This is a genomic window from Shouchella hunanensis, from assembly GCF_028735875.1.
Classification (GTDB): Bacteria; Bacillota; Bacilli; order Bacillales; family Bacillaceae_D; genus Shouchella; species Shouchella hunanensis.
On record NZ_CP117834.1, the window covers coordinates 1,511,646 to 1,533,006 of the forward strand.

19 protein-coding genes, 1 tRNA gene, 1 rRNA gene and 1 other RNA gene are annotated in these 21,361 nt (G+C 41.7%); 18 read left to right on the forward strand and 4 right to left on the reverse strand.

What is annotated here, in order from left to right; all coding sequences use genetic code 11:
* The first annotated feature begins 146 nt into the window (after positions 1-146).
* The 8 genes from PQ477_RS07690 (at position 147) to PQ477_RS07725 (ending at position 8,715) form a co-directional block, all read left to right on the forward strand.
* Positions 147-1,337: a M24 family metallopeptidase gene (locus PQ477_RS07690; protein ID WP_274273317.1), complete on the forward strand. Its 1,191-nt coding sequence runs from the start codon at positions 147-149 to the stop codon at positions 1,335-1,337.
* A 22-nt stretch (positions 1,338-1,359) separates the two neighbouring features.
* Positions 1,360-2,559 carry a cystathionine gamma-synthase family protein gene (locus PQ477_RS07695; RefSeq protein ID WP_144557353.1) on the forward strand — a complete coding sequence of 400 codons (1,200 nt, stop codon included), beginning with the start codon at positions 1,360-1,362 and terminating at the stop codon, positions 2,557-2,559.
* A gap of 1 nt (position 2,560) precedes the next feature.
* On the forward strand, positions 2,561-3,760 hold the full coding sequence (locus PQ477_RS07700) for a M20 metallopeptidase family protein (protein WP_274273318.1): 1,200 nt from the start codon (positions 2,561-2,563) through the stop codon (positions 3,758-3,760).
* Positions 3,750-4,820, forward strand: coding sequence for a homoserine dehydrogenase (locus tag PQ477_RS07705; RefSeq protein ID WP_274273319.1), 1,071 nt, complete (start codon positions 3,750-3,752; stop codon positions 4,818-4,820). The genes PQ477_RS07700 and PQ477_RS07705 overlap by 11 nt, the downstream gene beginning before the upstream one ends.
* Positions 4,821-4,832: 12 nt before the next feature.
* Positions 4,833-6,269 (forward strand): aldehyde dehydrogenase family protein, encoded by a 1,437-nt coding sequence (locus PQ477_RS07710; RefSeq protein ID WP_274273320.1) that lies wholly within the window; start codon positions 4,833-4,835, stop codon positions 6,267-6,269.
* A 213-nt stretch (positions 6,270-6,482) separates the two neighbouring features.
* Positions 6,483-7,289: a transporter substrate-binding domain-containing protein gene (locus PQ477_RS07715; RefSeq protein WP_035397853.1), complete on the forward strand. Its 807-nt coding sequence runs from the start codon at positions 6,483-6,485 to the stop codon at positions 7,287-7,289.
* 62 nt (positions 7,290-7,351) lie between these two features.
* A complete protein-coding gene (locus tag PQ477_RS07720) occupies positions 7,352-7,993 on the forward strand; it encodes an amino acid ABC transporter permease (protein WP_035397851.1) in 642 nt (213 codons plus the stop codon).
* The gene (locus tag PQ477_RS07725; protein WP_274273321.1) at positions 7,993-8,715 is read left to right on the forward strand and encodes an amino acid ABC transporter ATP-binding protein; all 723 of its coding nucleotides are present in this window, start codon (positions 7,993-7,995) and stop codon (positions 8,713-8,715) included. The genes PQ477_RS07720 and PQ477_RS07725 overlap by 1 nt, the downstream gene beginning before the upstream one ends.
* A gap of 36 nt (positions 8,716-8,751) precedes the next feature.
* Here the strand turns inward: PQ477_RS07725 and PQ477_RS07730 are convergent, their stop codons facing one another.
* Genes PQ477_RS07730 through PQ477_RS07745 form a run of 4 tightly spaced genes read right to left on the reverse strand, consistent with a single transcriptional unit; the run spans position 8,752 to position 12,661 of the window.
* Positions 8,752-9,771 carry an ABC transporter ATP-binding protein gene (locus PQ477_RS07730; RefSeq protein ID WP_274273322.1) on the reverse strand — a complete coding sequence of 340 codons (1,020 nt, stop codon included), beginning with the start codon at positions 9,769-9,771 and terminating at the stop codon, positions 8,752-8,754.
* Positions 9,737-10,771 carry an ABC transporter ATP-binding protein gene (locus PQ477_RS07735; RefSeq protein WP_035397846.1) on the reverse strand — a complete coding sequence of 345 codons (1,035 nt, stop codon included), beginning with the start codon at positions 10,769-10,771 and terminating at the stop codon, positions 9,737-9,739. The genes PQ477_RS07730 and PQ477_RS07735 overlap by 35 nt, the downstream gene beginning before the upstream one ends.
* 21 nt (positions 10,772-10,792) lie before the next feature.
* Entirely contained in the window at positions 10,793-11,743 is a 951-nt protein-coding gene (locus tag PQ477_RS07740) for an ABC transporter permease (RefSeq protein ID WP_035397844.1), read from the reverse strand.
* 21 nt (positions 11,744-11,764) lie between these two features.
* Entirely contained in the window at positions 11,765-12,661 is an 897-nt protein-coding gene (locus PQ477_RS07745) for an ABC transporter permease (RefSeq protein ID WP_274273323.1), read from the reverse strand.
* 440 nt (positions 12,662-13,101) lie between these two features.
* On the opposite strand from PQ477_RS07745, the gene PQ477_RS07750 reads away from it, so the two are divergent.
* The 10 genes from PQ477_RS07750 (at position 13,102) to PQ477_RS07795 (ending at position 21,027) form a co-directional block, all read left to right on the forward strand.
* The gene (locus PQ477_RS07750; protein WP_060706006.1) at positions 13,102-14,721 is read left to right on the forward strand and encodes a glutathione ABC transporter substrate-binding protein; all 1,620 of its coding nucleotides are present in this window, start codon (positions 13,102-13,104) and stop codon (positions 14,719-14,721) included.
* 89 nt (positions 14,722-14,810) lie between these two features.
* Positions 14,811-14,903 (forward strand) — tRNA-Ser (locus tag PQ477_RS07755).
* A 76-nt stretch (positions 14,904-14,979) separates the two neighbouring features.
* A complete protein-coding gene (tadA, locus tag PQ477_RS07760) occupies positions 14,980-15,459 on the forward strand; it encodes a tRNA adenosine(34) deaminase TadA (protein ID WP_274273556.1) in 480 nt (159 codons plus the stop codon).
* 87 nt (positions 15,460-15,546) lie between these two features.
* An RNA gene (gene ffs, locus PQ477_RS07765) (signal recognition particle sRNA large type) lies at positions 15,547-15,813 on the forward strand.
* A 145-nt stretch (positions 15,814-15,958) separates the two neighbouring features.
* Complete coding sequence (gene dnaX, locus PQ477_RS07770) at positions 15,959-17,626, forward strand: DNA polymerase III subunit gamma/tau (RefSeq protein WP_144557371.1); 1,668 nt, start codon at positions 15,959-15,961, stop codon at positions 17,624-17,626.
* 12 nt (positions 17,627-17,638) lie between these two features.
* On the forward strand, positions 17,639-17,950 hold the full coding sequence (locus tag PQ477_RS07775; RefSeq protein WP_035397842.1) for a YbaB/EbfC family nucleoid-associated protein: 312 nt from the start codon (positions 17,639-17,641) through the stop codon (positions 17,948-17,950).
* 12 nt (positions 17,951-17,962) lie between these two features.
* Positions 17,963-18,562, forward strand: a complete 600-nt coding sequence (recR, locus tag PQ477_RS07780; protein WP_035397839.1) for a recombination mediator RecR — start codon at positions 17,963-17,965, stop codon at positions 18,560-18,562.
* A gap of 11 nt (positions 18,563-18,573) precedes the next feature.
* On the forward strand, positions 18,574-18,795 hold the full coding sequence (locus PQ477_RS07785; protein ID WP_035397837.1) for a YaaL family protein: 222 nt from the start codon (positions 18,574-18,576) through the stop codon (positions 18,793-18,795).
* 117 nt (positions 18,796-18,912) lie between these two features.
* Positions 18,913-19,173 (forward strand): pro-sigmaK processing inhibitor BofA family protein, encoded by a 261-nt coding sequence (locus PQ477_RS07790; RefSeq protein ID WP_035397834.1) that lies wholly within the window; start codon positions 18,913-18,915, stop codon positions 19,171-19,173.
* 306 nt (positions 19,174-19,479) lie between these two features.
* Positions 19,480-21,027, forward strand: a 16S ribosomal RNA gene (locus tag PQ477_RS07795).
* Positions 21,028-21,361 lie beyond the last annotated feature (334 nt).

Genomic DNA, 21,361 nt, shown 5'->3' on the forward strand with positions numbered 1-21,361 from the left:
CCTTGCTACAAAAGGAAAAAGTGACTTGAAAAGAAAATTGTATAATGAATATACCTAATTTTCATACATTTTTTCCATTACGTTCAATAGAGGGGCTCTATATACTGTACATAGAGAATAGCTTACATCTATAAGGAGGCCAGAAAATGTTCCCGTTTACGTTAGAGGAGTTTCAAGCACGAATTGCGAATACAAAAAAGAAGATGGAAAAAAGGGGAATTGATGTCTTACTCATAACGGATCCAGCCAATATGAATTATCTCTCTGGTTTTAACGGCTGGTCCTTTTATGTTCATCAGATGTTAGTCTTATTCATTGATGAGGAACAGCCGATATGGCTTGGTAGAGGGATGGATGCGAATGTCGCTAAGCAGACAACATGGCTGATGCACGAACGGATTATTTCATATCCGGACTATTTTGTACAGTCTCGGGAAGAGCACCCAATGGATTTTATCGGCAAGGTCCTTGCAGACATTGGTCAATCGAATCGCTCCATCGGTGTTGAGATGGATACGTATTACTATACCGCACAGGCTCATCATCGCTTAAATCAAGCTTTACCAAATGCAACCTTTATCGATGCTACAAACCTCGTAAACTGGGTCAGAATTATAAAATCAGAACAAGAGATTCATTATATGAAGCAAGCGGGAAAAATTGCTTCTAAAGCTATGTATGCAGGCATGAATGCCATTCAAGCTGGTGCAAGAGAATGTGATGTGGTTGCTGATATTTACCATGCACAACTATCAGGAACGGATGAAAGTGGTGGCGATTATCCAGCCATTGTACCATTGCTACCTGCCGGTATTAAAACAGGCGCCCCTCATATTACGTGGACGGACCAACGCTATCCGAGTGAAGAAACGGTCATCATTGAACTGGCAGGTTGTCATCAGCGTTATCATGCACCTTTAGCTCGAACGATTACAATTGGAAAACCACAGCAGCGTGTCTCAGATGTAGCAGACATTGTCGTAGAAGGGTTAAATGAAGTGATGGCTTTTATTAAGCCTGGTGTCACGTGTGAACAAGTCGAGGCAGTCTGGCAAAAGACTATTAATCGTTATGGATTAAAGAAAGAGTCGCGGTTAGGTTATTCAACCGGTTTGAATTATCCACCTGATTGGGGTGAGCACACTGCAAGCTTACGAAAAGGGGATCAGACAGAAATAAAAGAGAATATGGCATTTCATGTTATTCCCGGTATGTGGTACGAAGATTTTGGAGTCGAGATTAGTGAATCGATTCGAATTACAAAGGACAGTTGTGAGCTGCTAGCAGATTTTCCTAGACAGCTATTATCAAATACGTCGATTGACTCAGCATCTTAATCAAAAATAAGGGGATGAAGATATGACAGGACAACACAAACCAACATTAGCAACCCAAGCTGTTTGGGCAGGAGAAAAAGAATATCTTGTACATGGAGCGACCCAGGTGCCTGTTATACCTAGCGTTGCATTTGGCTATGACGATATGGATGAATGGTATGAAGTCGCAATCGGACGCAAAAAAGGTCATATATATGGACGAAACACAAATCCAACTGTGCAAGCATTTGAAGACAAAGTAAAGATATTAGAAGGCGCTAACGCGGCGACGAGTTTTTCTACTGGAATGGCCGCCATTTCAAACACGTTATATACATTTCTTCGTCCTGGTGATCGTGTTGTGACAATTAAAGATACGTATGGCGGTACGAACAAAATTTTTACAGAATTTTTGCCGAATATAGGCGTGGATGTGCAATTTTGTGAAACAGGTAATCATGAACAACTAATAGAGGAAACAGCGAAAGGCTGTAAAATTTTATATTTAGAAACACCGACAAACCCAACTGTGAAAATTACGGATATAAAGAAATGTGCTCAAGCAGGTCATCAAGCAGGAGCGCTAGTTGTTGTCGATAATACGTTCGCTACCCCAGTAAATCAAAATCCGTTGCAACTTGGAGCTGATCTTGTTCTGCATAGTGCTACCAAATTTCTAGGCGGTCATGCCGATGCATTAGGCGGTGTTGTCGTAGGCTACGATCACGCCCTGATCGAAGCCATCTATCATTACCGTGAAATTAACGGTGCAACAATGGATCCTTGGGCTGCTTATCTTCTATTGCGTGGTATGAAAACGCTAGATCTGCGAGTAAAGAGACAGGCAGAAACAGCAATGAAACTAGCAACGTATTTAAAGACGGTCGAAGGTGTGGAACAAGTCTTTTATCCAGGTCTTGAAGACCATCCAAATCATGCCATTGCGAAAGAACAAATGTCAGGATTTGGTGGTATGTTGAGTTTTGCTGTTACTGGAGGGGTGGATACGGTTCGTCATCTATTGCCGAAATTACAATTTGCTAATCGAGCTGCTAACTTAGGTGCTGTAGAGACGACAGTAGGACCTGCAAGAACAACGAGTCACGTGGAATGTACACCAGAAGAACGTGCAGCCATGGGCATACCAGAAGGCCTCATACGCGTTTCTTGTGGGATTGAAGATGCAGATGATATTATTCAAGATTTTAAACAAGCGTTTGAGGCAGTGAAAGTAGGCGTTTAATGTGGAAGTGTTAAAAGATTATGCTCTTAAAATAGAAGAGCAGCTTATTGAATGGCGTCGCCATTTGCATCGATATCCTGAGTGTAGCTTTCAAGAAAAAGAAACCTCTGCTTTCGTCAAAAAACAGCTAGAAAGCATACCGGGAATGACCGTTTTTGAGTCAAACGTTGGTTATGGGGTCGTAGGAACATTATCAAATGGTGTTGGACCAACGATTGCATTGCGTGCCGACATGGACGCATTGCCAATTAAAGAGGAGGCAGATGTCTCCTTTTCTAGCGAACATCCTGGGGTAATGCATGCGTGTGGCCATGATGCTCACACGGCCATTTTACTTGGCGCCGCAACGTTGCTTGCAGAACAATTCAACCATAAATCAAGAACAGGTACAATTAAATTTGTGTTCCAACCAGCAGAAGAATCGACGGATGAAACGAATACATCAGGTGGGTTGTATTTAGTAAAAGAAGGTGTGTATGACGATGTTGATATGGCGTTTGCTCTCCATATGTGTCCGTGGCTCACGCCGGATGCCATTCAAGTTTACAAAGGACCAGCTATGGGTAGCTTAGACGTGTTTAAAGGGACAATAAAAGGAACCGGTGGACATGGTGCTTATCCTCACTTAGGAACGGATCCTGTCTGGTTGCTGTCTCAAATTTTGCCTACATTATACAGCTTACAAAGCAGGTTTATTTCTCCGTTAGAGGCAGCTGTATTAAGTATAGGCATTATTCAAGGTGGAAGGGCTAATAATGTGATTCCGTCTGAGGTATATGTGGAAGGAACCGTACGTTGTTACTCGGCAGCTACACGAAACGACTTAATTGAGGAAATAAAAAAAGCTTTTACATTAGCAAATGTATTCGGTGGAGAAGGCACTTGCCTAATTGACTCTGGTGAGCCGGCTCTCGTAAATAACGATGAGGCTGTTGATGTAATCGTGGAAACGGCTAAAAAGCTTTATCCAGACGATCGGATTGTGGAAGCTCCCTATGGTATGGGGAGTGAAGATTTTGCCCATACAGCGGAAAAAACGCGATCTGCTATGTTCTTTTTAGGGTGTAAACCCGAGCATGGTCAATATGATTTACACACGCCGCTTTTTCAAATTGATGAAGCATGTCTGAAAAAGGGGGCAACTTTGTTAGCTTCAATGGCGTTGGCTGCATTACAAGGGGGAATTGACAATGAAGCTTAAATTAGCATTACTCGGATTTGGAGTAGTCGGGCAAGGGCTCGTGGAGCATCTTATTCATAATTGTGGGAAGGCGAAAGAAGAGGTTGGCTTTGATCCAATGGTCGTTGCCATATCTGATTTTAAGAAAGGTTCTCTCTATGATCCGAATGGCCTTGATTTAGAGCTACTCCTTCATACATTGGAAACAACAGGTTCCCTTGAGGATTACCCTCATTCAAAAGGTTTAATTCGTGATCTTGATGCCATTGCAACCATTATTGAAAGCAACGCAGATGTCGTCGTTGAAGCTACTTATACAAATGTAAAAACAGGAGAGCCAGCTATCACCCACTGTAAAACAGCATTTCAACACAAAAAAAGCGTTGTGATGACGAATAAAGGCCCCATTGCTCTTGCATTAAAAGAGCTTGAGAGTCTAGCAAAAGAAAACAACGTGTTTCTTGGCTATGAGGGAACTGTTATGAGCGGAACGCCGTCATTACGACTTCCGAAGACAACATTAATTGGAAATAAAATTACGAAGATTAGTGGAATTTTAAACGGCACAACCAATTACATGATTACACAAATGGAACAAGGCTGTTCATATGAAAGTGCCTTAAAGGAAGCACGAGAAAAAGGATATGCAGAGGCAGATCCAACGAGTGATGTTGAAGGCTACGATGCCATGTACAAAGTCGTTATTCTCGCAAATGCTATTATGGGTAAAGATATTACTGTAGAAAAAGTTGAGCGACAAGGTTTAAATACCTTAACTCAAGAGGCTATCTTAATGTCTAACGAAAAGCAGACTTGTTGGAAGATGCTCGGTACAGTGGAAGAAGGAGCAAATGGTGAGATACACGCATCTGTGAAGCCGGTCGAAATTCCTCTTACGCATCCTTTAGCAAGCATTGGCGGTGCAACAAATGCCATTACGTATTCATGTAATATGTCTGGTGATATTACGTTAACAGGAGCCGGAGCAGGGAAAAGTGAAACCGGGTATGCTCTTTTAATTGATTTAATTTACTGCCATCTGCACGTGCAAAGCCAATCAAATACGACGATGATACATTAGGAGGTTATTCCTATGAAGGTAGATTTGAAGCGTCAGAAAATGTTTGTTGCAGGTGATTGGGTTGAACGGGAACGTGTACTGGAGGTGCGTAATCCAGAAGATGATGACTTACTTGCAGTCGTTCCACGTGCCTCCCGAAAAGACATGGAAGAAGCAGTGGAGCTAGCAAAGAAAGGTGCTCAAGTATCTGCTCTTTTACCTGTGTATAAGCGAATGGATATCTTAAATAAAGCGGCTGATTATGTGTCGGCACATAAAGAAGCCTACGCTAGAACGATTGCTCTGGAGGGTAGTAAGACGATTACAGAAGCAAGAAAAGAAGCAGGTCGATGTGTAGAGACGTTGCGGTTATCGGCAGAGGAAGCGCGAAGAGTAACAGGTGAAACCATTCCGTTTGACCAATCTGAAGGAGGAGTTGGTCGATTTGGCTATTATGAACGAGTCCCGTTAGGCATTATTGGGGCGATTACGCCATTCAACGATCCATTAAATTTAGTTGCCCATAAAGTTGGTCCTGCAATTGCTTCTGGGAACGCAATTGTTTTAAAACCATCAACGGCAACCCCTCTTAGTGCTCTCTTTCTAGCAGAAGCATTCGATTATGCAGAACTGCCAAAAGGCATTCTTTCTGTTATTACAGGTGTAGGGTCTGAGATAGGTGATGTCTTAATGACCCATCCAGATGTGCGAATGATTTCATTTACAGGTGGGATGGAAGCTGGATTAAAGATTGCCAATCAAGCAGGATTAAAAAAGAAAAGCATGGAACTTGGCTCAAATTCTCCTGTGATCGTACTGGAGGATGCTTCACTCGAAGAAGCTATACCTGCATGTGTAAGCGGCGCTTTTTGGGCTGCAGGACAGAACTGCATCGGTGTGCAGCGGATTTATATTGATGAATCCATTTATAAAGAGTTTAAAGATCAGTTTGTGAAAGAGACGAAGCGATATCAGCTTGGTCCAAAGCTTGATGAATCAACGAGTATGGGGCCGTTAATCAATGAAAAAGAAGCAAAGCGTGTGGCTTTTATGGTGGAAGACGCAGAGCGGACAGGTGCAACCATTCTTACAGGGGGCAAACGAGACGGGGCTTTTTATGACCCAACTGTGCTTGAAAATGTTCCAGAAGATTGTCATTTAGGAAGAGAAGAAGTATTTGGCCCTGTTGTTTTGCTTTATTCTTTCCGTACCCTTACGGAAGCAGTAGAAAGAGCGAATCAAACAGACTACGGTTTACAAGCTGGTCTTTTTACGAAAGACCTACAGCGAGCGTTTACCCTGATTAAACAGCTTCACGTTGGCGGTGTGATGATTAACGATAGTACGGACTTTCGCATTGATGCAATGCCATTTGGCGGTACAAAACAATCAGGTGTCGGGCGAGAAGGTGTGAAATTTTCGATACATGAAATGACTGAAGAGAAAGTGATTTGCTTTAAGCTTGCTTAGATGACACTATATGGATTGAAGGAAATAGCCTTCAATCCTTTTTTGCATATAGGTGGAAATGGTGCTTAATGTGTGGATGAGAAAGCTTGTTTCTCTATAGGCTGTTATAGGCGTTACCATGATAAAATATCGTCTCGTTTGGTTTTTGTCTTTATGAACAGAACATGTTAAACTAATGAGAATAAACAGAAAAGAACAAAAAGGAGAACAACTATGAAAAAAATAGTCGGAACAGTAACGGTTGCAGGAGCAGTTCTCGTATTAGCAGCCTGTGGAAGTGATGAAACATCGAGCGGAGAAACAAATTCAACAGCGAATGATGAAAATACGGAAGTCGTTACATATGATATTGCGACAGATAACAATTTTGTTCCATTTGAATTTATTGATTTAGAAACAAATGAGTTAACCGGTTTTGACATTGAATTGATGGAAGCGATTGCAGAGGAATCGGGATTCGAAGTGAATTTTCATCAAATGGATTTTAGTGGTGCATTGTCAGGAATTGAACAAGGATCCTATGATGCAGCCATAAACGGCATGAGCATCACAGAAGAACGCAAGCAGAATATTGATTTTTCTGATCCATATTACGAGTCAGGTCTAGTGTTAGCCGTTGCGCAGGACGATGATACAATTCAGTCCATTGATGATCTCACTAGTGATCATAAAGTTTCCACTAGACTATCTTCCACAAGTCAAACGTATCTTGACGAACAAACAGATGCAGAAGTTGATGCGTATCCAGAAATTACAGAAGCCTATCAAGCATTAATTGCTGGTCACGTTGATGCGGCACTTTATGATATGCCGAACGTACAATATTTCATCCAACAGCAAGGAGAAGGCTCAATGAAGATTGTGGGTGATTTGTTAACAGGTGAAGATTACGGGATTGCTTTTCCAAAAGGGTCTGATTTGGTTGACGATGTCAATGAAGCATTAGCGACGTTGATGGAAAATGGCACCTACGGAGATATTTACGAAACCTATTTTGGAGAAAGACCTGAAGGAATGTAATTGAAATTGAGTTGCTCATACAACAAGGTGAGCAACTTTCTTAATTGAAAGGAAGAGGTAGAATGGATTTTGATTTTGGTGCCTTTCCATTTTTAGTAGAAGGGTTAAAGTTAACAATTATTATTACGCTAGTCGGGGTGTTTTTTGGAAGCATTATTGGTTCCTTAGTAGGTCTTATGAAACTTTCTCGCTTCAAGCTGATAAAAGCTGTTGCAGTGGTTTTTGTAGAAGTTATTCGAGGTACACCGCTATTAGCACAAATCTTCTTTATTCACTTCGGGATCCCTGGTATTTTTGGTGTCAGATTTGATCCATTATACACAGGAATTTTTGTTATTGCGATTAATTCAGGCGCATATATTGCCGAAATTGTCCGTGGAGCGATACAATCAATTGATAAGGGACAGATGGAAGCAGGGCGTTCTTTAGGCTTAACAGGAACGCAGACGATGCGGCATATTGTATGGCCACAGGCAGTAAAGGTAATGATTCCTCCTTTTGGGAATCAATTTGTCATCAGTTTAAAAGATACATCGCTCTTATCAACGATTGCCGTTGCAGATCTGATGTATCAAAGTAGAACCTATACCGGAATTTCTGCATCTTATTTTGATACATACTTACTCGTTTGTTTATTTTACTTAGCCATAACGATACCAGCTTCTATTTTATTACGTTATATAGAACGGAGACTTGACCACTAATGATTACTGTAAAGAATTTATATAAAAGCTTCGGGAAAAATGAAGTGCTAAAAGGGATTTCAACGACAATTCATGAAAAGGAAGTTGTATGTGTGATTGGTCCATCAGGATCAGGGAAGAGTACCTTTTTGCGCTGTTTAAACCGGCTTGAGGAAATTACCTCTGGAGAAGTATATATTGAACAGGAGAATATCGCTGACTCGCGCACAGATTTAAATCGGATTCGTCAAGAAGTAGGGATGGTGTTCCAGCATTTCAACTTATTCCCCCACAAGACCGTTTTAGAAAATATTACACTTGCTCCGCTAAAAGTGAAAAATGCAAGAAAAGAAGAAGCGATTGATGTGGCATTGGCCTTGCTTGAAAAAGTGGGTTTAAGTGACAAAGCGGATGCTTATCCTGCAAGCCTGTCTGGAGGTCAAAAGCAGCGAGTAGCAATTGCACGTGCGCTCTCCATGAATCCAAAAGTGATGTTATTTGATGAGCCTACATCAGCACTTGATCCAGAGCTTGTTGGTGATGTTCTCGGTGTCATGAAGGAACTGGCTTTAGAAGGAATGACGATGGTCGTTGTGACGCATGAGATGGGTTTTGCAAGAGAAGTAGGAGATCGAGTATTCTTTATGGATGATGGGAAGATTGTAGAAGAAGGCACACCCCAACAACTATTTGATGAAACACAGCACGAACGGACGAAGGCTTTTTTGAGTAAAGTGTTATAAAAAAACGAGTTAGCTGTGATCAGCTAACTCGTTTTTTTATGAATATGCAGGCTCCATAGTGCCAGCTGTAATCTCTTCCATGTAGTGACATGCGCCTTTGTGGCCTTCCTTCATATCTTCAGTAGTACGAAGTTCAGGGTTTTCCGTACGACACTTGTCAGTAGCAAATGGACAACGTGTGTGGAAACGGCAGCCACTTGGTGGATCAATTGGTGAAGGCACATCACCTTTTAAAATAATACGGTCTTTTTTCGTATTAGGGTCCGTACTAGGAATTGCTGATAGTAATGCTTTTGTATATGGGTGTTGCGGATTATCAAACACAGACTTTTTATCGCCCATTTCAACAATTTTACCAAGGTACATAACAATGACTCGATCAGAAATGTGACGAACAACCCCAAGGTCATGTGAAATAAATAAATACGTTAATTTGCGTTCTCTTTGTAGCTTTTTCAGTAAGTTAATAACTTGTGCTTGAATTGATACGTCAAGTGCGGAAACAGCTTCATCACAAATAATTAATTTTGGATTAACCGCTAAAGCACGAGCAATTCCCACACGTTGACGTTGACCACCACTAAATTCATGTGGGAAACGATCAATTTGGTGCTCACCCAAACCTACTGTTTTCATCAGTTCACGAATAATACCATCATGCTCTCTAGCAGGTGCAATGTTTTGGATCGTTAACGCTTCTGATAGAACTTGTCTAACTGTTTGACGCGGGTTAATGGATGCGTATGGATCTTGAAAGATAATTTGCATATCATCGCGCTTTTTCCGCATCTTTGCGCGATTCAAAGAAAGAATGTCTTCACCTTCAAATTCAACCATGCCTTCAGTTGGTTCGTCTAAGCGAAGGATAGCACGGCCTGTTGTGGATTTTCCGCAACCAGACTCCCCTACAATCGAAACTGTTTCACCTTCGTTTAACTCAAATGAAATATCGTCAACCGCTTTAACATGGTTTATGGTACGACCAAGGAAGCCACCTTTTATCGGAAAATATTGTTTTAAATTAGCTACTTTTAGTAACGTATTCGGCACGAACATTCACCTCCGGACCTTCCCATTTATCTGTATAAATCCAGCAACGTACTTGACGCCCATCTTCTTCTGTTTGCAATTCAGGAAGTTCTTTACAGATCTCACTTGCAAACGGACAACGTGGCGCAAATCGACATCCTTTTGGCATGTCAGCTGGTGCTGGTACAGAACCTTTAATAATGGTTAAATCTCCTTCAACATCTTCATCATGTTTCGGTAAGGAGTTCATGAGACCTACCGTATACGGATGTCTAGGGTTTTTAAATAAATCATTAATTGGTGCATACTCGACAACTTGTCCACCATACATGACGGCAACATTGTCACACGTTTCAGCAACGACACCAAGGTCGTGCGTAATCATAATAACGGACATACCTAATGTACGCTGTAGTTCTTTAATTAATTCTAAAATCTGAGCTTGAATGGTAACGTCTAAAGCGGTTGTAGGCTCATCAGCAATGAGTAGCTCTGGTTTACATGCAAGGGCAATGGCAATCATAACCCGTTGACGCATACCACCTGAAAGTTCAAATGGATATTGATCAATACGCTTCTCAGGAGAAGGAATGCCTACGAGCTTAAGCATTTCAATTGAACGTTTACGCGCTTCTTTTTTTGATAACTTTTCATGAATTTGAAAGGACTCACTAATTTGACGGCCAACTGTAAACGTAGGGTTTAAAGAAGTCATCGGCTCTTGGAAAATCATTGAGATTTCATTTCCACGGATTTTTCTCATTTGTGCTGGTGATTTCTCGGATAAGTCTTCTCCTTTAAAAAGAATCTCTCCTCCAACAATTTTTCCTGGATGAGATAGCAAGTTTAAAATCGATAGAGAAGTGATACTTTTACCAGAACCAGATTCACCAACAATCCCGATTGTTTTTCCTTTTTCAACATCAAATGTTACGCCATCAACAGCTTTTACTTCAAGCTGTTTAGTGAAAAAAGATGTACGCAAATCGCGGACTTGTAGGATTGCATCTTTACTCAATCGTCTCACACCTTTCTACGGTAAATTCTATTATTCTGTTTCCACTCTTTTATTTACAAGACGATAAGCAATGTCTACTAAGAACATAACAAGAACAAACAATAGGGAAGCAACTAGAATACCACCTTGCATAACAGGAAAATCACGGTTACTAATGGCATCAACAATCATTCTTCCCATGCCGTTAATCGCAAAAACACTTTCTGCTAATACGGCTCCACCAAGTAAGCTACCGAAGCTCAGGCCTGTAACAGTAATAACAGGGATTAACGCATTTTTTAAAGCGTGCTGATAAATAACAACTTGTTCTTTTACCCCTTTTGCACGAGCTGTACGAATATAATCCTGATGAATGACTTCAAGCATACTTGAACGGGTCATTCTGGCAATGATTGCGGCACCAGAAATACCTAGCATAAAGACAGGTAAAACGATCTGACTAAAGCTACCCCAGCCAGTAGGACTGAACCATTCAAAATTAATCCAGTTACCAAGAACCGGGACATTACCTAAAACAAACCATTGAATTAACACGAGACCAAGCCAGAAGTTCGGCATTGACATCCCGAAAAGGGCAACAACCATAATCGCGGAGTCACGGAATGAACCGTGTTTAGTCGCTGCTAACACACCAGCAATAATGCCTAGAAATATACTTAAAATAGTACTGTAAAAAGCAAGTTCAACGGTCACCCAGATGCGGTCACCAATCATTTCTGATACAGGTAGACCACTACGCAAAGAGTTACCTAAATCAAGCTGAACTAAATTAGTCATGTATCGAAAGTATTGAACAGGGTAAGGATCATTTAAGCCTAAACGTTCATTAACCGCTTCAATTTGTTGCGGTGTAGCTGATTCACCAGCAAGAACTTGCGCTGGATCACCAGGAATAAAATGCATTAATGAGAAAACGAGTAATGTAACGCCAATAATGACGGGTACTAATTGAATAAGTCGACGTACGATAAATTTAAGCATTCTTACACCTCTCTTCTTAGCTTATTTTGTCGATTTCGGATCAAGTGCGTCTCGCAATCCATCACCAAATACATTGAAGGCAAGTACAAAGACAACAATGGCTAAACCAGGAGCATACGTTAAATGTGGAGCTTGGAACATATATTCTCGTCCTGTGTTCAACATTGCGCCCCATTCAGGAGATGGTGGAGCAGATCCTAAACCTAAGAAGGATAAGCCTGCAGCTGATAAAACGCCTGTAGCGATAGATAATGTAGTTTGTACAATTAATGGTGACATTGTATTTGGTAAAATATGTTTAAAGATAATACGTGAATCTGACGCTCCAAGCGCACGAACGGCGTCAATATATTCTAATTTCTTTACTGCTAACGTTGACCCTCGGGCAATTTTTGCGAAGACTGGAAATGAGCTAACAGCAATGGCGAGAATGATATTATTCAAACCAGGTCCTAATGTTGCCACTATTGCTAGTGCAAGAACAATACTAGGGAAAGCAATTAAAACATCCATAATACGCATAATAATAGTATCAATAAAGCCACCGTAATAAGCTGATACAATTCCTACTATGGTACCAACAGTTCCAGCTATTGCAACAGAGACAAAACCAATTTGAAAGGTAATACTCATTCCGTGAAGAATTCTAGAAAATACGTCGCGACCATGATGATCGGTTCCAAACCAGTAATCTGCTGATGGACCTTGTAGACGGACTGCATAATCTTTGTCATCAATACCGTATGGAGCGAGAAGCGGCCCAATAAGAGCAATGATAGCTAAGATGATAATAAGGGATCCACCGAAAACTGCAGATTTATTTGACAATAATCGGCCTAAAAAAGCTTTCCAGTTTCTAATCCAAGGCTTTTGAGGGTTTACTGGAATCTGCGCTTGGCTATTCGTTTCCTGAGACATGTCCAACTTCCTTTCTTTCTAAGCGTTATTCGCATCGTCTGATTATACACTAGCCTAATTTAGAAAAACAATCAGATTTTATAATCTTAATATAGTATTTTATAGGAAGAGCCTCATTACTTCAAAGGGAATTTTTAGATTTTCTCTAATAGTAGAGATTGTTTATTCATAATTCTATATAGAATCAATGAAACAAGACTAAAGTCATTTAATTTGTTTATTTCTGATAAATTAATTGAGAAACATTATCGAGGTTCCTTATTTAATAGGATGAAAGTGGAAATAAATACGATATAAGGATATAACTATGTACTAGGAACAATAGGTTGTATAATTGTTTAAAAATTTTGTTGATATTCTTGAATAATAGTGTAATATATTATGTAGTTTAGCTTGTTTTACAGAAAACTCACACTAGTAACAAAGGGAGGATACATCTTATGAAAAGAAACAAAGCACCTTTTTATGCAGTACTCGCTCTTACAGCTACTTTAGGCCTTGCTGCCTGCGCCGATGATGGACAAGGGGACGGCGGTAGCTCTAACGGAGATAACGGTGAAGATGCAACAGGAGAAGCGGTTGAAGGCGGAGATCTAGTACTCGCTGAACAATCTGATATTGTTGGTCTTGATCCACACCAAGTAAACGACGTTCCATCTGGTCACGTTCAGTACCAGGTTTATGAGGGATTATTAACATTCGATGAAAACATGGACCTTCAAAACGTACTAGCTGAAGATTACAGCTGGAATGATGAAGGGAATGTGCTAACGTTCCAACTTAAAGAAGGCGTTACATTCCACGATGGCGCAGAATTTAATGCGGATGCTGTAAAAGCAAACATTGAGCGTATTACAGATGAAGCAGTTGGTTCTCAGCGTGCGTTCCTATTTGAAGGAATTGAAGAAATTAACGTTTTAGGTGATTATGAAATCGAATTTGTTCTTGAAGAGCCAGATGTAGCGTTCTTATTCAGCTTTGCGCATAGTGGCGGATTTATGATCAGCCCTGACGTCATTGAAGAAGACTACGCTGCAATGGAAGATGGTCAACAGCCTTATACTGCTGTTAACGCAAATCCTGCAGGTACTGGTTACTTTAAATATGAAAGTGGTACAGTTGGAAGTTCAGATCTAGTGTTTACACGTAACGACGACCACTGGAGTGGGGAGCCTGCTATTTTAGACTCTGTTACGTTCAAAACAGTTCCAGACACATCTGCTCGTTTAGCTGAACTTACAACTGGAGATTCTCACTTTATTACTTTAGATGCTGCTGGTTTAGCACAGCTTGAAGGTATTGGCGATGCTGATCTTAAAGTAACAGATAGTATTTCTGGTTCTTATTTCGGATTTAACACAGAAGTTGAGCCGTTTGATGATGTACGTGTACGTCAAGCGATCGCAATGGCTGTTGATAAAGAAGTTGTTATCGACAACTTATTAGAAGGATACGGCTTCCCGGCTAACTCTCCAGTAGCGCCTGGTGTCATTGGTCACGACGAAAATGCAGAGGCATTACCATTTGATGTAGATGCAGCGAAAGAACTATTAGCTGAAGCTGGCTATGAAGATGGTTTCTCAACAAGCATTATGACAAACGATTCACCAGCACGTATTCAGTTAGCTGAGTATATGCAGTCAGCGCTTGCTGAGCTAAACATTGAACTTGAAGTACAACAAGTTGAGTGGGCTACGTACTTAGAAGATACTGCGAATGGTGAGCACGAAATGTTCATCCTTGGCTGGAGTTCAGCAACTGGTGACGCGGACTATGCACTTGCTCCTCTTTACCACACTGATAACTTCGGTTCTTCAGGTAACCGTGCGTTCTATTCAAACGCTGAACTTGATGAGATTCTTAACGAAGCAGTAGCTGAAGTAGACGAAAATGCACGTATGGATCTTTATGCACAAGCACAAGAAATTGCAAATGAAGAAGTACCACTTGTCTTTACTCACTACACACAATACCTACACGGTGTTCGTGACCAAGTTCAAGGCATCATTGTTACACCTACAGATAACTGGGTGTTAAACGAAGCTCACTTTGTTGAGTAATCGTGTTACCGAAAAACTGTCGATTAATCGGCAGTTTTTTCTTGCTTTCTTAATTAAAAGGGTGTATGATAGTCTTTGTCAGTTGATACGGAGGAATACCCAAGTCCGGCTGAAGGGATCGGTCTTGAAAACCGACAGGGGTGTTAAAGCCCGCGGGGGTTCGAATCCCTCTTCCTCCGCCATTTTTCTTATAACATGTACACGACCCTAGATGAGTGGTCGTTTTTTTGTATCTATAGAGGGGCTGAAAACGTGGTCATTCAAAGTGATGAAGAGTGGATGGAATATGCGCTAATAGAAGCAAAACAAGCACTTGTATATGATGAAGTCCCAATTGGTGCTGTTGTTGTAAAAGATAATAAAGTAATTGCGTCAGCATTTAATTTAAGGGAAACGGATCAGCTTGCGACGGCTCATGCAGAAATTTTGGCTATTCAGAAAGCATGTAATGTGTTAGATACCTGGCGTCTAGAGGAATGCACTTTGTATGTAACGCTAGAACCTTGTCCTATGTGTGCAGGAGCTATTGTTCAGGCACGAATACCCAAAGTGGTGTTTGGCGCATCTGATTATAAAGCTGGCTGTGCTGGTACATTAATGAACTTATTAGAAGAGCCGCGCTTTAATCATCGCTGTGAAGTAAAAAGTGGTGTCTTGGCAGAAGAGAGTGGTCAACTGTTATCCACTTTTTTTAAAGCGATTCGTATGAAAAAGAAACAGTCAAAAAAAAGAATTTGAACAGTAAAACATTGCGTTTTTGACATGAATCACGTATACTTAGAGTTGCGCTATTTTACTAGTGCAATAAACGATGTTTACACTTTGCCGTGCTAGACGGGGAGGTAGCGGTGCCCTGTAACTCGCAATCCGCTGTAGCGAGGTTGAATTCCTTTTTGAGGTTTCGGCTTTGTAAGGACTGCCCTAAGTAAGTGGTGTTGACGTTTGGGTTCTGCGCAACGGAAACCCATGAACCCTGTCAGGTCCGGAAGGAAGCAGCAGTAAGTGGATCCTTTCGTGTGCCGCAGAGGTGCCTGGATCGAGCTAACTGCTTAGGTAACGCTTATGAAGTTGTTATCGAAAAAAGGTGCACGGTATTTAATTATAGAATAACCAAAAGCTCGCTAGATATGGCGGGCTTTTTTTCTACTGTTTTTTAGATAAAAAGATGACCAGCGCTTTATTCGTTTAGAAGGAAACGATATAATAAAGGCATGACTCTGAAAGGTTGGATGAGTACATGAGCTATCAAGCCCTTTATCGTGTATGGAGGCCTCAACTGCTAGAAGATGTAGTAGGTCAGATTCATATTACGAAGACATTGCAAAATGCGTTACTTCAACAAAAAATGGCTCATGCTTATTTGTTTTCCGGTCCAAGAGGGACAGGAAAAACAAGTGCGGCGAAAATTATTGCCAAAGCAATTAATTGCGAGCATGCACCTGTTGCTGAGCCGTGCAATGAGTGTAGTCGTTGTATTGGAATTACGAATGGTTCTATTATCGATGTTATGGAGATTGATGCTGCCTCAAACAACGGTGTTGATGAAATTCGTGATATCCGGGAAAAAGTTAAATACGCACCAACAGAAACGGACTACAAAGTCTACATTATAGATGAAGTTCATATGCTTTCCACAGGTGCTTTTAATGCCCTTTTGAAAACGCTAGAAGAACCACCTGCTCACGTTATTTTTATTTTGGCGACAACAGAACCTCATAAAATTCCGCTAACGATTCTATCCCGATGTCAGCGGTTTGATTTTAAGCCGATTACGAATGAAGAATTAGTCTCTCGCATGAAGCGTATCCTTGATCATAATGGTCAAGCTTATGATGAGGATGCAATTGATTTGATTGCACAAGCAGCTGACGGTGGGATGAGGGACGCGTTGAGCTTGCTGGATCAAGCGATCTCTTTTTCAGGAGACCGTGTAGCTGTGAAAGACGTTCTTGTCATAACAGGCTCTGTTTCAAGAGAGGCATTAAATAATCTAGTAGGTGCTTTGTCCCAAGATAACGCCAGATTAGCACTTGAAACAGTTGATGAGACTTTAAGGAATGGAAAAGATCCGAAACGTTTGCTAGAGGATTTGATTTTATATTTTAGAGACTTACTTCTATATAAGACAGCCCCAGAAGCGAATCACTTATTGGAAAGAGCGAAAGTGGAAGAATCGTTTGTCTCTGTAGCGAAGCAGTATGAGGTGCGGAAACTGCATCGCATTATACAAAAGTTAACGAGTAGCCAGCAAGAAATAAAATGGGCATTGAAACCAAAAATTATTTTGGAGATGGCGATCATTAATGTGATGGAAATAGAAGATGCTCCTTTAGCTCCGCAACAAAACCAAGATGTAGAAGAGTTAAGAAAGCAAATAGAGAAGTTGCAAACACAGCTGAAACAAGGGCAACCGATTGCAGCCGAAGAGCAACAATCGCCACAACGTAAACCTCAAACTCGTCCGAGATCCAGTGGTGGTAAAGGTAAGTCGACGATTACGGCTCAAGTGAAAGAGATTGTTGCCACAGCTGATAAGAATGAGCTGCAAGAAACCGTTAGCAAATGGGCGAATGTGAGAGAACAATTAAAAACGATAAGTGTACCTGCCCATGCATGGTTAAACGATTGTAAGCCCGTAGCAGCGTCTTCCTCAAAGATACTCTTGGCGTTTCAAAATGAAATGCATCGTGATATGATGGATACAAAGTTTCGTGATGTTCTGAACCAAGTGCTTCAACAAGTATATGGTGGACGATCGGATTTTTCCACATTGCTGCAATCACAGTGGGAACAAGTAAAAACAGATTATATGAAAGACAAAGAGAATGACCAACCACAAGATCCTTTTATGGAGGAAGCTGTAAAGCTAGTTGGTGAAGATTTAATAGAAGTAATTGATTCTTAAGGAGCTGATTTTATGAAGAACATGGGTAATATGATGAAGCAAATGCAAAAAATGCAAAAGCAAATGGCAAAAGCACAAGAAGATTTAAAAGAAAAAACAGTTGAAGCGACAGTTGGTGGAGGAATGGTGACTGTTGTCGCATCTGGTGACAAACGAATCTTAGAAGTGAAGATCTCTGAAGATGTTGTTGATCCTGATGATATCGAAATGCTACAGGATTTAGTAGTCGCTGCGACAAATGAAGCGTTGAAGCAAGTTGATGAACTGGTTGAGCAAGATATGGGGAAATTCACTAAAGGGCTAAATATTCCGGGAATGTTCTAGGAGGCAAGTTGATTGCAATATCCAAAACCGATTGCTAAATTAATTGAAGGATTTTCGCGCTTGCCAGGAATTGGACCAAAAACAGCAAGTCGTTTAGCCTTCTATGTTTTAGATATGAAGGAAGACGATGTGTTAGATTTTGCAAAAGCACTTGTTCACGCTAAGCGAGATTTAACGTATTGTTCTGTATGTCATAGCATAACGGATTCGGATCCGTGTCAAATTTGTGATGATGCCCATCGAGATCAAACAACCATATGTGTTGTTCAAGAATCGAGGGATTTAATTGCAATGGAGAAAATGAGGGAGTACACTGGCTTGTATCATGTTCTTCACGGATCAATTTCACCAATGGACGGAATTGGCCCGGAAGACATTAAAGTGGCTGAGCTCATTAAAAGGTTACAGGAAAATGGTCAAGTGGAAGAAGTGATTATTGCAACGAACCCAACAATTGAGGGTGAGGCTACGGCAATGTATATTTCCCGCTTGATAAAGCCTACTGGTATAAAGGTAACTAGATTAGCGCACGGCTTGCCTGTTGGTGGAGACTTAGAATACGCGGATGAAGTTACGCTATCAAAAGCAATAGAAGGTCGACGCGAGTTGTAGGTGGACATAAAATGATTGGAAAACGAAAAAAAGGCGCTCTTCGAAAAGAAGAGGATCAACGACTCTACTACTATGTCGATGCGATGAAAGAGCAATTGGACTACAAACGAGGGTTGCTAGAACATAGTTTAGATGCATCTGAGGACATGCACTTTGATGTACAGCGTGCTGAAATGTTGTACTCATTCTTACTTAGAGAAGCAAGAGTGCGCCATGAACGGAAACGAAAATAGAAAGAAAGAAGCTCCTGTTTGTGCAGGAGTTTTTTTATTGAGAAAAAATAAAGTTCTAATTGGTGACTCTATACATATAGTAAAGCAAGACGAGCTATCGGTGAGGAGGGGTTGGGTTTGGGAGATTGGATATTGTTATTGCTGGGGGCGCTGGTTATCTTATTGTTGTTAGTAGGTGCTTCAGTTAAGCCATTTCGATTTATCGGTCGATTAGGTGTGAAATTTATTATTGCGGCATTGTTTCTCTTTTTATTTAATTCATTAACGACGATGACAGGGCTTTTTGTACCAATTAATTTAACAACTACAGCGGTTGTTGCTTTGTTAGGATTACCAGGTATGGCCCTGTTAGTCGCGGTTCAGCAACTTATTTTATAAAGGACAATCAATAGAATAAAAAAATCTTTTAAACAACTAAAATTTTAGTTGTTTATTTTGTATTGCTATGATATATTATTACTTGTCCTCTTAAGAGAGGCGCAAACAACTTAATTATAATTTAAAAAAAGTTGTTGACTTTATACGCAAGAAAATGGTATATTGATTGAGTCGCCAAGAGAGATCGAGGCGCAAACGAGTTCTTTGAAAACTGAACAAAAGCCAAGCGTAAAAAGAGATACAAGGTATCTCGTCAATGAAGTTAGACACAGCTTTAAAATGTGCAAATGAGCAAGTCAAACACTTTTAACGGAGAGTTTGATCCTGGCTCAGGACGAACGCTGGCGGCGTGCCTAATACATGCAAGTCGAGCGGACAGAAGGGAGCTTGCTCCCGGAAGTCAGCGGCGGACGGGTGAGTAACACGTAGGTAACCTGCCCCTTAGACTGGGATAACTCCGGGAAACCGGAGCTAATACGGGATAATAGAGAGAATCACCTGATTCTCTTTTGAAAGACGGTTTCGGCTGTCACTAAGGGATGGGCCTGCGGCGCATTAGCTAGTTGGTAAGGTAACGGCTTACCAAGGCGACGATGCGTAGCCGACCTGAGAGGGTGATCGGCCACACTGGGACTGAGACACGGCCCAGACTCCTACGGGAGGCAGCAGTAGGGAATCTTCCGCAATGGACGAAAGTCTGACGGAGCAACGCCGCGTGAGTGAGGAAGGCCTTCGGGTCGTAAAGCTCTGTTGTGAGGGAAGAACAAGTACCGGCGTAACTACCGGTACCTTGACGGTACCTCACCAGAAAGCCACGGCTAACTACGTGCCAGCAGCCGCGGTAATACGTAGGTGGCAAGCGTTGTCCGGAATTATTGGGCGTAAAGCGCGCGCAGGCGGCTTCTTAAGTCTGATGTGAAATCTCGGGGCTCAACCCCGAGCGGCCATTGGAAACTGGGAAGCTTGAGTGCAGAAGAGGAGAGTGGAATTCCACGTGTAGCGGTGAAATGCGTAGATATGTGGAGGAACACCAGTGGCGAAGGCGACTCTCTGGTCTGTAACTGACGCTGAGGCGCGAAAGCGTGGGGAGCAAACAGGATTAGATACCCTGGTAGTCCACGCCGTAAACGATGAGTGCTAGGTGTTAGGGGTTTCGATGCCCGTAGTGCCGAAGTAAACACATTAAGCACTCCGCCTGGGGAGTACGGCCGCAAGGCTGAAACTCAAAGGAATTGACGGGGACCCGCACAAGCAGTGGAGCATGTGGTTTAATTCGAAGCAACGCGAAGAACCTTACCAGGTCTTGACATCCTTTGACCACTCTGGAGACAGAGCTTCCCCTTCGGGGGCAAAGTGACAGGTGGTGCATGGTTGTCGTCAGCTCGTGTCGTGAGATGTTGGGTTAAGTCCCGCAACGAGCGCAACCCTTGATCTTAGTTGCCAGCATTTAGTTGGGCACTCTAAGGTGACTGCCGGTGACAAACCGGAGGAAGGTGGGGACGACGTCAAATCATCATGCCCCTTATGACCTGGGCTACACACGTGCTACAATGGATGGTACAAAGGGCAGCGAAACCGCGAGGTGGAGCCAATCCCATAAAGCCATTCTCAGTTCGGATTGTAGGCTGCAACTCGCCTACATGAAGCCGGAATTGCTAGTAATCGCGGATCAGCATGCCGCGGTGAATACGTTCCCGGGTCTTGTACACACCGCCCGTCACACCACGAGAGTTTGTAACACCCGAAGTCGGTGAGGTAACCTTTTGGAGCCAGCCGCCTAAGGTGGGACAAATGATTGGGGTGAAGTCGTAACAAGGTAGCCGTATCGGAAGGTGCGGCTGGATCACCTCCTTTCTATGGAGTTTTTACTCTAGTCGATGTATGACCTCGGGTCATATAGCGCTTTGGATCTTTTGTTCAGTTTTGGAAGAATTCCTCTTCCAATTGAAAATGCGAAGGTAATGGATACCACGCTTAGAACGCCACGTCCTGTGGCAACGCCTGGTACCTACATCCTGTAGGCATGGTTCTTTGAAAACTAAATCATAATCAATCAACTCAAATTAGTTTTGTTCATCGGTGTTACAACTGTTTGAACGAGACGTCAAGAATTCATAAACCTTTTAGGTTAACTGTTTTACAAAGAGACCCAAGTAGATCAAGGATGGGAAATGCTTGATGGAAGGAG